This is a genomic window from Ureibacillus sp. MALMAid1270, from assembly GCF_049202975.1.
Lineage (GTDB): Bacteria > Bacillota > Bacilli > Bacillales_A > Planococcaceae > Ureibacillus.
On record NZ_JBMIRP010000099.1, the window covers coordinates 219,876 to 235,274 of the forward strand.

14 protein-coding genes are annotated in these 15,399 nt (G+C 34.7%); 4 read left to right on the forward strand and 10 right to left on the reverse strand.

What is annotated here, in order from left to right; translation table 11 throughout:
* Window positions 1–47 precede the first annotated feature (47 nt).
* On the reverse strand, window positions 48–971 hold the full coding sequence (gene cyoE / locus ACOQFO_RS17820) for a heme o synthase (protein ID WP_421691023.1): 924 nt from the start codon (window positions 969–971) through the stop codon (window positions 48–50).
* A 575-nt stretch (window positions 972–1,546) separates the two neighbouring features.
* On the opposite strand from cyoE, the gene ACOQFO_RS17825 reads away from it, so the two are divergent.
* Window positions 1,547–2,479 carry a COX15/CtaA family protein gene (locus ACOQFO_RS17825; RefSeq protein ID WP_421691024.1) on the forward strand — a complete coding sequence of 311 codons (933 nt, stop codon included), beginning with the start codon at window positions 1,547–1,549 and terminating at the stop codon, window positions 2,477–2,479.
* Window positions 2,480–2,640: 161 nt separating this feature from the next.
* On the opposite strand, the gene pyc is transcribed toward ACOQFO_RS17825, so the two are convergent.
* From pyc to ACOQFO_RS17840, 3 genes are all read right to left on the reverse strand, one after another.
* Window positions 2,641–6,075: a pyruvate carboxylase gene (pyc, locus tag ACOQFO_RS17830; RefSeq protein ID WP_421691025.1), complete on the reverse strand. Its 3,435-nt coding sequence runs from the start codon at window positions 6,073–6,075 to the stop codon at window positions 2,641–2,643.
* A gap of 1 nt (window position 6,076) precedes the next feature.
* Window positions 6,077–7,264 carry an FtsW/RodA/SpoVE family cell cycle protein gene (locus tag ACOQFO_RS17835; RefSeq protein WP_421691026.1) on the reverse strand — a complete coding sequence of 396 codons (1,188 nt, stop codon included), beginning with the start codon at window positions 7,262–7,264 and terminating at the stop codon, window positions 6,077–6,079.
* Window positions 7,265–7,325: 61 nt separating this feature from the next.
* Window positions 7,326–7,607, reverse strand: a complete 282-nt coding sequence (locus ACOQFO_RS17840) for a DUF1507 family protein (protein ID WP_421691027.1) — start codon at window positions 7,605–7,607, stop codon at window positions 7,326–7,328.
* Between the two features lie 187 nt (window positions 7,608–7,794).
* Here ACOQFO_RS17840 and ACOQFO_RS17845 point away from each other — a divergent pair, with 187 nt between their 5' ends.
* Window positions 7,795–8,295: a peptidyl-prolyl cis-trans isomerase gene (locus ACOQFO_RS17845; RefSeq protein WP_421691028.1), complete on the forward strand. Its 501-nt coding sequence runs from the start codon at window positions 7,795–7,797 to the stop codon at window positions 8,293–8,295.
* Between the two features lie 10 nt (window positions 8,296–8,305).
* On the forward strand, window positions 8,306–8,515 hold the full coding sequence (locus tag ACOQFO_RS17850; protein WP_421691029.1) for a YlaI family protein: 210 nt from the start codon (window positions 8,306–8,308) through the stop codon (window positions 8,513–8,515).
* A gap of 118 nt (window positions 8,516–8,633) precedes the next feature.
* On the opposite strand, the gene ACOQFO_RS17855 is transcribed toward ACOQFO_RS17850, so the two are convergent.
* The 5 genes from ACOQFO_RS17855 to typA all read right to left on the reverse strand — a co-directional run bounded on the left by ACOQFO_RS17855 (window position 8,634) and on the right by typA (window position 14,087).
* Complete coding sequence (locus tag ACOQFO_RS17855; RefSeq protein ID WP_421691030.1) at window positions 8,634–9,428, reverse strand: ABC transporter permease; 795 nt, start codon at window positions 9,426–9,428, stop codon at window positions 8,634–8,636.
* A complete protein-coding gene (locus tag ACOQFO_RS17860; protein ID WP_421691031.1) occupies window positions 9,406–10,188 on the reverse strand; it encodes an ABC transporter ATP-binding protein in 783 nt (260 codons plus the stop codon). The genes ACOQFO_RS17855 and ACOQFO_RS17860 overlap by 23 nt, the downstream gene beginning before the upstream one ends.
* A gap of 1 nt (window position 10,189) precedes the next feature.
* Complete coding sequence (locus tag ACOQFO_RS17865; RefSeq protein WP_421691089.1) at window positions 10,190–11,140, reverse strand: ABC transporter substrate-binding protein; 951 nt, start codon at window positions 11,138–11,140, stop codon at window positions 10,190–10,192.
* A gap of 647 nt (window positions 11,141–11,787) precedes the next feature.
* Complete coding sequence (locus ACOQFO_RS17870) at window positions 11,788–12,189, reverse strand: YlaH-like family protein (protein ID WP_421691032.1); 402 nt, start codon at window positions 12,187–12,189, stop codon at window positions 11,788–11,790.
* Window positions 12,190–12,239: 50 nt separating this feature from the next.
* The gene (typA, locus tag ACOQFO_RS17875; RefSeq protein ID WP_421691033.1) at window positions 12,240–14,087 is read right to left on the reverse strand and encodes a translational GTPase TypA; all 1,848 of its coding nucleotides are present in this window, start codon (window positions 14,085–14,087) and stop codon (window positions 12,240–12,242) included.
* A 139-nt stretch (window positions 14,088–14,226) separates the two neighbouring features.
* On the opposite strand from typA, the gene ACOQFO_RS17880 reads away from it, so the two are divergent.
* Window positions 14,227–14,412 carry a DUF5325 family protein gene (locus ACOQFO_RS17880; RefSeq protein ID WP_421691034.1) on the forward strand — a complete coding sequence of 62 codons (186 nt, stop codon included), beginning with the start codon at window positions 14,227–14,229 and terminating at the stop codon, window positions 14,410–14,412.
* Between the two features lie 117 nt (window positions 14,413–14,529).
* On the opposite strand, the gene ACOQFO_RS17885 is transcribed toward ACOQFO_RS17880, so the two are convergent.
* Entirely contained in the window at window positions 14,530–15,321 is a 792-nt protein-coding gene (locus ACOQFO_RS17885; RefSeq protein WP_421691035.1) for an inositol monophosphatase family protein, read from the reverse strand.
* Window positions 15,322–15,399: the final 78 nt, after the last annotated feature.

Below are 15,399 nucleotides of genomic sequence, written 5' to 3' on the forward strand. Positions count from 1 at the left end.
CAACTTAGTAAGGCAAACTAATCCTAAATATTCTTACATAAAAACTTTTACATAAAAATCGCAAAAATAATCATTAATACAAAGGTAATTGTTAAATAATTTAATGAATAAAAGAACATTTTATTTGCCCATTTAATATCATCATTAGCTTTAAATCCTTGAAATGCAAGGAATAACCAGCCGAAATTTAACAATGTAACTAAGGTTATAAATGCTATACCTAAATCCCTTAATAGAAATGGTAATGGGAACAACAATAGTATCCACAACAAAATAGATACTTTTGTGCGCTTAAAACCCTTTACAACAGGTAGCATTGGAATATTTGCTGCACCGTATTCATTTTTTCTTTTCATTGCAAGAGCATAAAAATGCGGAGGTTGCCATGCAAACATTATTAAGAACAATGCTACTGCACCTTCACCAAAACTTAAGGAAGGGTCTACTGCTGCCCACCCTATAACAGGAGGAATTGCACCAGAAATACTTCCAATTACAGTGTTGCTTACAAATCTTCTTTTAGCCCAAATAGTATAAAGAACTACATAAGCTAAAATACCAAAAAGTCCCCACATGCCGGCAGCAAAAGATGCCGTAAATAACAAAATTTCACCTACAAATAAACTACTAAGGGAAATTGCCAGAACGACATTCGGTTTAAATCTACCAGTAACTGTAGGCCTCTTGCTTGTGCGTTTCATTATTGGATCAATATCTCTGTCAAGTAAATTATTCATCGAGGCAGATCCGGCAATAATAAATGCAGCACCAATCATCGTGAAAGCGATTAAATCGAGGTGCAATAAAAAGTGACCGCCTGTAAACTGAAACGCTAACCACATTCCTGTAAACGTTGTGACTAAATTAGAATTTACTATACCAATCTTTATGAGTGCAAGAAAATCTTTAATTATTGAATCAGTCTCAGGGCTTGTTTTTCTAGTAGAATCAACTATCTGACCGTTTGACATTTATTCCCTCCTTTCAATTTTGTAAGCATATTCCGCTAACAATTACTATATCGAAATTCTTCTATGATTTCTAGATATTAAAGTGAAATTTAGAAGAATAAGTCGAAATAGAATGTCAACGAGATAAACGCATATTTAAATATGCATTTCATCACACAGCACTTATATATTAACTCATTTCATAATTGGATTTGTGATGGTAACCTTACAAAGTTGTGAACAATTTGTGAAAAAGACTCACTTTCAAATAAGTATCATTCGTTTGAAGTTGTCAATTCTCTTTTAATTCGATATCATCTAAAAGCAGAGACACTTTTATAGTGTTGACAGATATATGAAAACTTCAATCAATGGATTATTAGTACTATGAATAAGTACATTTGCAGGACATTCCGACATAAGTTCATAAACTGGTCGAAATAATGTGAAACATTTTCTCTGCAATCCTAACGATTGTTTGTTTAACCAATAGGGATGTTAACGCCGATCCCCCCATTCAATACGGAATTGTTTCTACTTGTTATGAGGTGGGTATATTACGGACGTTACACAGGGATAAAGTAGGTGCGCATTACATGCAATATAAACACAGTAAAATATTAAAATGGATTGCTGTTCTCACTACTCTTGGAATGTTGTTAATTCTATTGGGCGGAGCACTCGTAACGAAAACTGATAGTGGATTAGGCTGTGGTAGGCACTGGCCGGGTTGTAATGGAGAACTAATTCCATCTGTCATCACACCAGAAGTTTTAATTGAATTTTCACACCGTTTAACAACTGGTTCTGTATCCATTCTAGTTTTAATTTTAGTCGTTTGGACGTGGAGAACATTAGGTCACAAACGTGAAGTTAAATTTTTGGGAGTCTTAGCAATTTTCTTCCTTTTAGCTCAAGCATTAATCGGTGCTGCACAAGTGTTGTGGGGGCAAGGTGACTTTATTTTAGCCCTACATTTTGGAATTTCATTAATCTCCTTTGCTTCCATTATGTTACTCGCTATGATTGTCTTTGAGGTAGATACAAAGTTTGATGCGGATAAAGTACATATTGGACCAAAATTAAAATGGCATACAATTGGAGTAACATTATATTCATATCTTGTTATTTACACAGGTGCACTTGTCCGACATACAGGCTCTAGTTTAAGTTGTTCAGATTGGCCGTTTTGTAATAACAGTCAACCATTCGTATTACCAATCAGTATGTACCAATGGATACAGATGGGACACCGTATAGCCGTACTGCTAATTTTCATTTGGATGGCATATATTACATGGCATGCAGTAAAACATTATAAAGATCAACTTGTTATCTATTGGGGATGGATCACTGCATTCATACTAGTAGTTCTACAAATTTTAGCTGGTATGTTAGTTGTCCTCACAAAACTAGATTTAATCGTTTCTTTACTGCATTCATTGTTTATCACTTTATTGTTTGGCTTATTCTGTTACATGATTCTTTTAATTGCGCGTAGCAATCAAAACCAAAAAAATAACAAATAAATTGATTGGGGAACCTATTATAATTAGGTTCCCCAATTTTTTTCATTTTAATATGGTTATTTATATTATTCTTACAAAGAATCATAAATTCACTCTACTTTATTAGTAAATAAAAGAGTGTAAGCATCGTAATAATAACAATGCTTACACTCTTTTTATACTTATTCAATTTCTATTAATAAATCTCCTGTAGAGATTGCATCTCCCGCTTGTGCATAAACTTCTTTGACAACACCATCTTTTGGTGATTGCACAGTTGTTTCCATTTTCATAGCTTCAGTGATCATTAAATGATCGCCTCTTTTTACAGGGCTTCCTTTTGAAACAACAACTTTTAGTACAGTACCAGGCATTGTTGCTCCAATTTGATTTGGATTACTTGGGTCAGCTTTTAACGTAATTTTACCATCTACTTCCACGGTTAAATCTTGAATGACTAACTCACGAGATTGACCGTTTAACTCAAAGTAAATGACGCGTGTACCATCGTGTTGCGGTTCACCGATTTCAATAAGCTTAATGATTAACGTTTTTCCTTTTTCAATTTCAACTTCAATTTCTTCACCCAGTTTTAAACCGTAAATGAAAGTAGGTGTATCTAATACTGAAATATCACCGAATGCGTCATTTGCAACTAAATATTCTTCAAAAACTTTAGGATATAGTGCATAGGCTAAAACGTCTTTCTTTGTTATAGTTCGATTGTATTTAGTAGCTAACATGTTTTCAATATCGTCGAAATTAACAGGCTCAAGTAATTCTCCTGGACGAACTGTAATAGCTTCTTTGTCTTTTAAAATAACCTTTTGTAATTCTTTTGGGAATCCTCCATGAACTTGGCCAATATAGCCTTGGAAAAATTCTACAACAGAATCTGGGAAATCAATAGTTTGACCTTTTATGTAGATATTTTCTTCAGTCAAATCATTTTGTACCATAAATAGTGCCATATCCCCAACAACTTTTGATGAAGGAGTTACTTTCACGATATCTCCAAACATTAAATTTACAACGGAATACATTTTCTTAACTTCATCAAAACGATCCCCTAAACCTACAGCTTTTGCTTGTTGTTGTAGATTACTATATTGTCCACCCGGCATCTCATGGACATATATTTCAGAATGTGGACTTTTCATACCACTTTCAAAATCACTATAGAAACTTCTCACATCTTCCCAGTAAGATGATAGTTCTTCAAGTGCATTGATATCTACGTCTATCTCGTTTTTACTACCTTTCATAGCATAATAAAGTGAATTGATACTTGGTTGTGAAGTTAAACCAGACATTGAACCTAGTGCTGTGTCGATAATATCAACTCCAGCTTCAATTGCTTTCGCATAAGTATAAATTCCATTTCCACTAGTATCATGTGTATGAAGATGGATTGGTAAATCCGTTGTGTCTTTTAATTCAGAAATTAAGCGGTAGGCAGCTTCCGGTTTTAATAATCCAGCCATATCTTTAATGGCTAAAATATGTGCACCTGCAGCTTCTAATTGTTTCGCCATTTCTTTGTAGTATTGAACAGAATATTTTGCTCTTGAATCATCTAATATATCGCCAGTGTAACAAACTGCCGCTTCAGCTATTTTTCCTGTATTACGCACTTCGTCAATAGCGACTTCCATACCTTTAATCCAGTTTAAGCTATCAAATATACGGAATACATCAATTCCGGATTCAGCTGATTCTTTAATAAATTCACGTATTAAATTATCCGGATAGTTTTTATACCCAACAGCATTGGCACCTCTAAGTAACATTTGGAATAATACATTCGGCATTTGCTGACGTAATTTTTCTAAACGTGCCCATGGATCTTCTTTTAAGAAACGGTACGCCACATCAAATGTAGCTCCACCCCATAGTTCAAATGAGAAGAAATTGTGCATCATTCGTGCATTGTAATCAGCAATTTGAGACATATCGGCAGAACGAACTCGAGTAGCAAGTAAAGATTGATGCGCATCTCGGAATGTCGTATCAGTTAGTAAAACATTTTGTTGTTCCTTAATCCATTTAACTAAACCGTCAGCACCTTTACTGTCTAGTATTTGCTTTGTTCCAGCTGGAATTTCGGAACGTAAATCTAATTTTGGCTTCGTCGGTTTAACGAAAATTGGTTTTTTCTGTTTTTCAATTCCAGGGAATCCATTTAACGTTACGTTTCCGATATAGTTTAATAGTTTTGTACCACGGTCTCTTCTTAAAGGGAATTCAAACAATTCAGGTGTTGAATCGATAAAACTTGTATCAAAATCCCCAGATATAAACTTCTCATGAAGTACAACATTTTCGAGAAACGGAATATTTGTTTTTACCCCTCGAATTCGGAATTCTCGCAAATTTCTGTCCATTTTAGCCGCAGCTTCGCTAAAAGTTCTTCCCCACGTAGATATTTTAACTAATAGAGAATCGTAATAAGGTGATACTACAGCACCTTGGAATCCATTTCCTGCATCTAAACGTACTCCAAATCCACCACTTGAACGATATACCATTAACTTCCCAGTATCTGGCATAAAATTATTCGAAGGATCTTCTGTTGTTACACGTGATTGAATTGCATAGCCAAATAATGGTATTTCATTTTGTTTTGGTATATTAATATAGTCAGAATGTAAATGATGTCCTTCTGCGATTTTAATTTGAGCATGTACAATATCAATACCAGTAATCATTTCTGTAATCGTATGCTCTACTTGAATACGTGGATTTACTTCAATGAAATAAAAATCATCGCCAGAAACTAAAAATTCAACAGTACCAGCATTCACATAGTTTACGTTTTGCATCAATTGAACAGCAGCATCGCAAATACGATTACGTAATTCCTTACTTAATGCATTTGATGGTGCAATTTCAACAACCTTCTGATGTCTACGTTGGATAGAACAGTCTCGTTCATAAAGGTGTAATATGTTCCCTGAATAATCTCCAAGTATTTGAACCTCGATATGTTTCGGTTTAATAATCGCTTTCTCAACATATACTTCGTCTGAACCAAAAGCGGCATTTGCTTCTGATTTTGCACGCTCATAGCTTGAAGCAAGTTCACTTTTTGATTGAACAAGACGCATACCACGTCCCCCACCACCAAGTGCTGCTTTAATCATTAATGGATAACCATATTCGTCCCCGAATGCTTCTAACTCTTCTAATGATTGAACCGGTCCATCACTACCTGGAATGACCGGTATATTGGCATTAATTGCTTGTTGTCTTGCTTTTACTTTGTCACCAAACATATCTAAATGTTCAGAAGTTGGGCCGATAAAAATGATCCCCTCTTCTTCGCAACGTCTAGCAAAATGAACATTTTCAGATAAAAAACCATATCCAGGATGAATCGCATCAACCTCTGCATGCTTTGCAATTTCGATAATTCCCTCAATGTCTAAGTATGCATCAATTGGTTTCTTACCTACTCCAACTAGATAAGATTCATCCGATTTGTAACGGTGATGCGAACCACTATCTTCTCTCGAATAAATCGCGACTGTTTTAATATTTAACTCGTTACATGCACGAAAAATTCGAATTGCAATTTCCCCTCTATTTGCTACAAGTATTTTATTAATTTTTTTCAAGTCAGCCACCCCTTAATTTTTTCTTTGACTCTAGTTTTACATACATAGATACGTTTATTAATATACCCATTGCTAAAGACAGCATGATAATGGACGAACCACCATAACTAATATATGGCAATGTTACCCCCGTTAACGGAATTAAACCTGACACCCCCCCTAAATTGATAAAAGTTTGTATCGCAATCCAACTTGAAATTCCTGCTGCTATCATTCTAGCAAGTGGGTCTTTCGTTTTCATAGCAATGTGTAATCCTCTAAAAACAATAAATCCTAATCCACCAAGAACAAGAATTACGCCTAACACTCCAAGTTCTTCCGCAATAATCGCCATGATGAAATCATTATGTGGTTCTGGAAGGTATCCTAGCTTTTGAACGGATTGTCCCAAACCTACCCCTTCTAATCCACCTGAACCAATCGCAATATAACCATTAATGATTTGATGTCCCGAACCAGACTCGTACTCAAAAGGATTTAAGAACGCTTTCAATCGTCCTAAACGATTGTCTGTAAAAATTGTGTCACCTTTAACTAGTAATAGAACACCAACTAAAAGTACTCCAAGTATTGCAAAAACGGAGAAAAACTTTATATATGCTTTAAAACTCATACCACTGGCAGCAATAATAGCAAATGCAATTCCTGAAAGTATTATTACTGCACCAATATCCGGTTCACTACCGACACAGAAGATAACGAATATCCAAATAATAATTGGATAAATAATATGGTTCGGTTCTAAGTTTTCCATCGGATTGTTGATACTTTTACGATAGAACGCTCCAGCAAAATATAAAATTATAAATAGTTTCGCAACTTCGGAAGGTTGAAAGTTCATGACACCAAGGTCAATCCAACTTTTTGACCCTGTTTGTTCAAGTCCAACCCCAAACATCCATAACCAAATTAGCAATGCGATCATACCGAATGTCATAAATACCATTAATCTTTTATTGCTAAAGTGTTTGTATGGGAAAAAAGCTCCAACAAAAAATGGAACTGTTGAAACAAGTAAATTTACTAATTGCTTTTTATAGAAATAATCTGGTGCTTCACCTTCTTGAACAATTGCTACCATCATACTTGAACTGTAAATCATGATAAGTCCAAACAAACATAAAAAAACATATGTAATAAACAATGGATAATCAAAATTTCTAGCATAGTAAGCGATATATTTTCTCATACCAAAAACCTCTTCTTAGAAAAAAAACTCAAATCGCGTCAATGCGTTTGAGTTGATTCTGTTATTTGTTTGTATATGCTTCATGTAACAAAGAAAGTTCTTTTTCTAATGTATCTAAGATTTCTTTCCCTTTTTCACGTGATAATAAACCAAGCTTTACAGCAAAATCAATCTCACGTGATAAACCAAACATTTGTGTATCTAGAACTTCTTCATATAATGGACATGATGGCATCGTTAAATGATCCATCTGAACTTTAATTAATTTTGCTATTTTATCTGCATCTGCAAGTAATAATTCTAACGCTTTCTCGCTAAAGGAAGCAGGTGATTTCGTATCCATGAGGACGCCCCCATTAATTTGATATTTCTTCTATTCTATCTTATCTTAATAAAGTTTATCTTTTACAAAGTAAAAATGCAAGAGAATTTACATATGAATTAAGCACCTTAAACGATATTTCTTTATTAATTCGGTAAAGTAGCGGTATACTGTATTATGAGAATTAATAAAGGGGGATTCATCTTAAATGGAAACTATCATTCCTATTACAGGTGCTGTTACATATAAAATAACTATTGATCCAACTGTTTGGATTTTTGATGACCGTCGCCTTGACTTAAAAACATATTTTACACAAACGGTTGAAGAAGAATCTGGTGAGTTAAAATACTTAGACGCCATGGGGAAACATTGGTCCCGTGAAATAATGGAAGGAGCAACTTTCCCTCCTACTTTAAAAACTGAAAGAAAATTCGACCGCCAAGGCATGAAAACTGGTACGTTTGGAATGGAAATTAAACATTTCTTAAAAAACGCTGAAATTCAAGAAGGTGCTACAAGTGTTGTGTTCATTTGCGAAAATGGTGAAGAACATGTATTTTCAATCGAAGAAGCAAATACACTTATCTTCAAATTCAGTCAGGATGGAAAGCCATTATTAGAAGATGGGCCAGTACATTTATTATTTGCTGATGGATCGAATGTAGACAATCCAATAAAAAATATTCGTGCTATTCGCGTTCAATAGGAGGAACATAATGCGCGTCAAATGTGTGATTTGTGATGCCATATCTAATTTAGATGATGATTTGCCACTTACTAAAAAGTTGCGTAATCGTCCTATCCACACTTACATGTGCCCATCATGTAACGAACGAATTGCCATAAAAACAGAAGAACGAATTGCGACAGGGAAGTTTCGTTTTTATCGAGATTCTCCAAAAAGTGCTGAAGATTATTTAGAATAAGTTGTCCTATTCTATTCTGTACTATCGCATTTTCACATCAAAATTTTAAATAACTTATTTAAGAAAAATCCTTGAACTTTTTTACTGTTCAAGGATTTTTATGTGTCAAATGTGTAAACTATTCGTTTTTGATTAACTTTTTTTCTAGTAATTCAACTAATTGATACATGATCGTTGCAAATATTGCAATGACAAGCAGTGACAATAATACAAGGTTAAAGTTAAATACTTGGAATCCATAGATGATTAAATATCCTAGACCTTGGGATGATACGAGAAATTCACCTACGATTACCCCAACCCATGATAAACCTACATTAACTTTTAATGTTGAGATAATGGTTGGAAATGAGGCTGGTAAAATAGCCTCTTTAAACATTTGAACTCGTGTTGCGTTAAACGTTTGTAATACTTTCAAATAGTTTGAATCGACCGTTCTAAAGGCTGTATAGATAACTATTGTGGAAATAATTACCGAAATTAACGCACCCATTGTTACAATAGAACTCATCCCTGGTCCTAATGCTACGATTAATATTGGACCTAGAGCTACTTTAGGCATCGAGTTTAATACGACTAAATATGGGTCCAATACTTTTGATAGGAACGGGGACCACCATAAAATAGCTGCTAGTATCGTTCCTACTAGTGTACCTAGTATAAATCCAAGTATTGTTTCAAATAGTGTATAACCCGAATGATAGATTAGAGAAAAATCTGTAACTTTCTCAACAAATAAATTTCCAATCTTTGATGGAGAACTAAATATTAATTGGTCTATCCATCGTAAAGAGGAAGCTACTTCCCAAAGTGCAAAAAATAGAATGAGTATTAATATTTGATAGAATCGAACCCATCTTTGTTCTTTCCGTAAATTAGCCTTAAATTGTTCATGAAGTTGGTTGATGTTCAAGGCTTTCCAGCTCCTTCCAAATAGTCTGGAATAGCGAAGAATAACTCGGATGTGCTCGTGATTCAAAAGGCGTTATATTTCTTACCTCTTCTGGAACTTCAAACGTTTTATATAGACGACCTGGTCTAGCTGAAAATAAGAAAATTCGATCACTCATTGCAATGGCTTCTCCGATATCATGCGTAACAAGAACCGCTGTTTTACCATACTCTTTCATTAGCTTATGAACTAAATCTTCAAGTTTTAGTTTTGATTGATAATCAAGTGCTGAAAATGGTTCATCTAGAAGCAAAATTTTTGGGTCTACAGCTAATGTTCTTGCTAACGCTACCCTTTGTCTCATCCCACCAGATAACTCTCTAGGATATTTTTTTTCAATGGGTGGTAATCCAACGTCTTTTAATAATTTTGATGCTAATTGGTTGGATTCTTCTTTATTTGCATTTACTAGTTTTAAGCCTAGTGTAACGTTCTCCTCGATTGTTTTCCAAGGGAACAAATAATCTTGCTGTAACATGTAGCCAATCGACAAGTCAGCATTTGCAAAGACATCTTGTTCTTCTATTAGTACTTTACCAGCTGCAGGTGGAAACAATCCTGCAAGTATTGATAAAAGAGTAGTTTTTCCACAGCCACTTGGACCGATAAAAGAAACAAACTCACCTTTTTCAATCGTCAAATTAATATCGTTTAATGCTTCGGTTGCAGTTTTGCTAGAGAAATACGTATGATGAACTTTGCTGACAGTAAGAAAACTCATTTTACTTCGTTACCTTTTCAGCGAAATTCGTATTTACTAATTCTTCATACGGAATTCGTTTTGGTAATTCCCCAGCTTCATCCATAATATTTTGTAAGTTATCCCATTCTTCTTCATCTAGAATTGGATCTTTTGCATAAGATTCTTGAGAACGATAACGATCAACAACCGTAGCAATTAAATCAACCTCTGTATTTTCGAAGAAAGGAACAATCACTTTTGCTACTTCTTCAGCAGAGCTTGAATATACAAAATCTTGAGCTTTCTTAATCGCTCTAGTAAAGGCTTCAATTGTTTCAGGATCTGATAAAATCATACTATCCTTCGCCATAAATACTGTGTAAGGTACATGACCTGATTCTGTACCAAACGATGCAACAATATAACCTACACCTTCTGCTTCAAATAAACTTGCTGTTGGTTCAAATAATTGAACGAAATCTCCAGTACCTGAAGCAAATGCAGTAGAAATATTTGCGAAATCGATATTTTGAATTAGCTCTAAATCATTATGTGGGTCTATACCATGTTGTTTTAATACATACTCCCCAACCATTTGTGGCATACCACCTTTACGTTGGCCAAGGAATGTTGAATCTTTTAACATATCCCAAGTAAAGTTTTCAATTGGTTCACGAGAAACTAAAAACGTACCATCAGTTTGCGTTAACTGAGCAAAGTTTTTAATTGGGTCGTTTGCACCTTGTGCTGATACATAAATCGATGTTTCAGCTCCAACTAGCGCTATATCGATACCATCTGATAAAAGAGCAGTCATCGTTTTATCTCCACCAGGAATTGTCGATAAATCGATTTTCAACCCTTCTTCTTCAAAATACCCTTTCTCAATAGCTACGTATAATGGTGCATAGAAAATAGAACGAGTTACTTCCCCAACCTTTACTGTCTTAAGTTCTTCTTTCCCACCACATGCTGCAAGGATCAGAACCATTAAAGTGGAAAAGAAAACAAGTAGACTAGGTTTTAACCATCTTTTCACGCACACTTTCCTCCTCATTAATAAGATGTTTTTTATCTAGAGTAGCGTATGCGAAGCAAGGAAAATGTGTTAATACCTATTTAATAACTCTAGGACTTTCGTATACGTTTTCAAGTTTGGATGTTGTTGATGTAGTGTTAGGTTATGGGACATTTCTATTTGAAAAATTTTTCAAATGTCTCGTACTTACCGGTTATGAGACATTTCTATCGGAAATCAAATCTCAAATGTCTAATTTCAGCAGGTTATGAGACATTTCAGTTGCTGTGAGAGCTTCAAATGTCTCATATTTGCCAGTTATGAGACATTTTTATCGGAAATCAAACCTCAAATGTCTCATTTCAGCAGGTTTTGAGACATTTCTTTTGGAAAGAAAATCTCAAATGTCTCATTTCAATCGGTAATGGGACATTTCTTAAGAAAATAGAACCTGAAATGTCCCATATCAGTCGGTTATGGGACATTTCCACAGGAAATAAACCTTCAAATGTCTCATACCCAGCCGCGCTCCAAATACGCTCCACATATACCCCAACTCCGCTCAAAAAATAAAACAAAAAAGCCGATCCTCTCAAAGAGAATCGACCTTAAATTCATTATTAATTTACACTATCTTTATCGCGCTCACGAATTCTTTGTTCACGTTTTTCACGCCATAATCTAGTTTTATAAATAATCAAGATTAACGCTGCAACGACTAAACCTTCAATCATCGGTAAGAACAACGCTAAAAACGTTAGCACGATACAACCTAAGAATAAGAATATATAAATAATAATATTTTTTCCTAAGCTAAGATCGTTTTTTGCAAATCCTAGCTTAAATACTATCGCGGATAATATAAAAACTAAGATAAATACAACATAACCAGCACTTTGGTAAGATGGCATATGCTCATAAATATATCGAGTTGTTCCAGACATCATGCCAAATGCTTTACCCTCTGTCCAAATCGTAGGTGTAGATGCTTGAATTAAATTAAGCGTACCTAACACGTTCATCTCCCACAACACCTTTCACTATTCCCAGAAGAAGTTATGCTAAATCAAGCTTATTGCTGTTCAGCAAGTTTCTTCTTTTTCGCAACCTTTTCACGTTCATTTTTATCTAAAATTTGTTTACGTAAACGTATAGATTGTGGAGTTACTTCTAAGTACTCATCATCATTTAAAAACTCTAATGCTTCTTCAAGAGTCATAATTTTTGGCTTTTTAATGACATTTGTTTGGTCTTTCGTTGCTGAACGGATGTTTGTTTTTTGTTTCATTTTCGTAATGTTTACAGTGATATCATTGTCACGAGTGTTTTCACCAACAATCATACCTTCGTAAATTTCAGTACCTGGTTCAACAAATAGTGTACCACGGTCTTCAACTTGCATCATACCATAAGTTGTCGCTTTACCAGTTTCCATAGATACAAGTGCACCTTGGTGACGACCACCAACACGACCTGGAACAACTGGTTGATATGAATCAAACGTATGGTTGATAATACCGAAACCTTTTGTTAATGACATGAATTCTGTTGTGTAACCAATAAGTCCACGAGCAGGAACCATAAAGATTAAACGAACTTGTCCATTACCTTCGTTGATCATGTCTAACATTTCACCTTTACGGTTACCTAATGATTCAATAATTGAACCCACACTATCTTCAGGAACGTCAATTTGTACTCGTTCAATCGGTTCACATTTCACACCATCAATTTCACGAATAATTACTTGTGGTTTAGACACTTGTAATTCATAACCTTCACGACGCATATTCTCAATTAAGATAGATAAATGAAGTTCTCCACGACCTGAAACTGTCCATGCATCAGGAGAGTCTGTATCTTCTACACGTAATGATACGTCAGTTTGTAATTGTGCACGAAGACGTTCTTCGATTTTTCTTGAAGTAATCCATTTTCCTTCACGACCTGCAAAAGGAGAATTGTTTACTAAGAAAGTCATTTGTAAAGTCGGCTCATCAATTCGTAATGGAGGAAGTGCATCTTGATGGTCTATAGGACAAACTGTTTCCCCTACATTAATTTCTTCCATACCAGAAACAGCGATTAAATCCCCAGCGTATGCTTCTTGAATTTCTTCACGTTTTAAACCGAAGAAACCAAATAATTTTGTTACACGGAATTGTTTTACTGAGCCATCAAGTTTCATTAAAGCAACTTGTTGTCCTACGTGAATTGTTCCACGGAATACACGTCCAATTCCAATACGACCAACGAAATCGTTATAATCAAGTAATGCAACTTGGAATTGTAACGGTTCTTCTCTTGAGTCTACTGGTGCAGGAACGTTCTCAATAATTGACTCGAATAACACTTGCATGTTTTCTTGTTGAGTAGATGGATCTGGATCAAGAGAAGCTGTACCATTTACACCTGAAGCGTAAACTACAGGGAAGTCTAGCTGATCTTCATCTGCTCCTAGTTCAATTAGTAAATCAAGAACTTCATCTACAACTTCTAGAGGACGAGCTGCATCTTTATCTACTTTATTTACAACTACGATTACTTTTAATTGTTGTTCTAATGCTTTTTTCAACACAAAACGTGTTTGAGGCATACAACCTTCATAAGAGTCAACTACTAGACATACACCATCAACCATTTTTAAGATACGTTCAACTTCTCCACCGAAGTCAGCGTGTCCTGGTGTATCTAAAATATTTATACGTGTACCATTGTAATTAACTGCTGTATTTTTAGCTAAAATTGTAATTCCACGTTCACGTTCGATATCATTTGAGTCCATAGCACGTTCTTCAACATGCTCATTTGAACGAAATGTTCCAGATTGTTTTAATAATTGGTCAACTAATGTTGTTTTACCATGGTCAACGTGCGCAATAATTGCTATATTGCGTAAATCTTGACGTAACTTTGTCATTATTCCACTCCACATTCTTTTTTCGTATGATTAACTGTGTTATTATAGCACAAGAAGATGTAATTGTCTTAGTAAGTTTATTTCCAATTTAATATTTTCATAAAATGTAGTTATTCCATTTATATAGGAGGAAAATATAATGAACGTAGCAAAATTTGTCATGTTTATTTTTGCATTAGCAGCAATTCTATCAATGGTTTCCATTGGTTATGCAATAGCGATTAAAAGTGTTTGGGTCTCTATTCTAGCTATTGTTGCATTATGCCTTGTATTCTTCTTAGGATTTAAGATGAAACGCAAATTCCGTGAGCAAGGTCTTTTATAAAAGAATTTGCATATCAAAGTATGACCTTAGGTTAAGCAAAATAGAGACAATAATTCATTTTTTCAAAAGATAAAATCCACAATTACTAAAGGGAGACCTAAAGTAATCGTGGATTTTTTACTTTTCTTCAATATAGTTATTTAAAATGATTTGATGAAGGGTAGGATTAGCAATTATGAAAGTATCATTAGATAGTAAACTGAATTGATTCCCTTCAAAGTTAGTAGCTATAGCACCAACTTCTTTTGCAATAACAATTCCACCAGCTATATCCCATGGTGATAGTCTCATTGATATGTAAGCATCTAATTTCCCACTAACGACAAAAGCAATTTCCATCGCAGCAGAGCCATATGAGCGGGTACCACGGACAGATCTAACTAACTCTATCATCTTTTCATGATTGACTCTTCGATTTGGAATAATCCAACTAGCATTAATTCCGATGACCGCTTCATTTATACTTAATGGTTTTAATTTACGTAATGGTGAGTCATTGTACCATGCCCCTTCGCCAGCAATTGCATGGAATAAATCCTCTCTCATCACGTCATATATGTAACCTAACTTTCCTACACCATCTACGTAAAAACCAATAGTAATCATAAAGTGACGATGTTGTTTTACAAAATTCATCGTCCCATCGATTGGGTCAATAATCCATACTGGACCTTCTAGACTATCGATTTTTTCACCCATGCCTTCTTCACCTAAAATTCTGTGATTCTTATCGAACTCTTTGATTTTTTCAATGAAAAATAATTCAGTTTCACGATCGATATTCGTTACTAAATCATTCGGATCAGATTTTGTTTCAACAATTAAATCATAAGAAAATGAATTACGAATTCGTTTACCAGCTTCATATATGATACCTTTTGCAAATTGATCGATTTGATGTAAATCCATACGCCCCACCTAGCCCTTCAATGTAAATATCCCCTATAATCATTCAGTTAAGTCAGATAAAACAGATTCCTATGTCGA

Coding starts and splice junctions, on each gene's coding strand:
- cyoE (WP_421691023.1), bottom strand. CDS start 971: ATGTCAAACGGTCAGATAGTTGATTCTACTAGAAAAACAAGCCCTGAG.
- ACOQFO_RS17825 (WP_421691024.1), top strand. CDS start 1,547: ATGCAATATAAACACAGTAAAATATTAAAATGGATTGCTGTTCTCACT.
- ACOQFO_RS17835 (WP_421691026.1), bottom strand. CDS start 7,264: ATGAGAAAATATATCGCTTACTATGCTAGAAATTTTGATTATCCATTG.
- ACOQFO_RS17840 (WP_421691027.1), bottom strand. CDS start 7,607: ATGGATACGAAATCACCTGCTTCCTTTAGCGAGAAAGCGTTAGAATTA.
- ACOQFO_RS17845 (WP_421691028.1), top strand. CDS start 7,795: ATGGAAACTATCATTCCTATTACAGGTGCTGTTACATATAAAATAACT.
- ACOQFO_RS17850 (WP_421691029.1), top strand. CDS start 8,306: ATGCGCGTCAAATGTGTGATTTGTGATGCCATATCTAATTTAGATGAT.
- ACOQFO_RS17860 (WP_421691031.1), bottom strand. CDS start 10,188: ATGAGTTTTCTTACTGTCAGCAAAGTTCATCATACGTATTTCTCTAGC.
- ACOQFO_RS17865 (WP_421691089.1), bottom strand. CDS start 11,140: ATGGTTCTGATCCTTGCAGCATGTGGTGGGAAAGAAGAACTTAAGACA.
- ACOQFO_RS17870 (WP_421691032.1), bottom strand. CDS start 12,189: ATGAACGTGTTAGGTACGCTTAATTTAATTCAAGCATCTACACCTACG.
- typA (WP_421691033.1), bottom strand. CDS start 14,087: ATGACAAAGTTACGTCAAGATTTACGCAATATAGCAATTATTGCGCAC.
- ACOQFO_RS17880 (WP_421691034.1), top strand. CDS start 14,227: ATGAACGTAGCAAAATTTGTCATGTTTATTTTTGCATTAGCAGCAATT.
- ACOQFO_RS17885 (WP_421691035.1), bottom strand. CDS start 15,321: ATGGATTTACATCAAATCGATCAATTTGCAAAAGGTATCATATATGAA.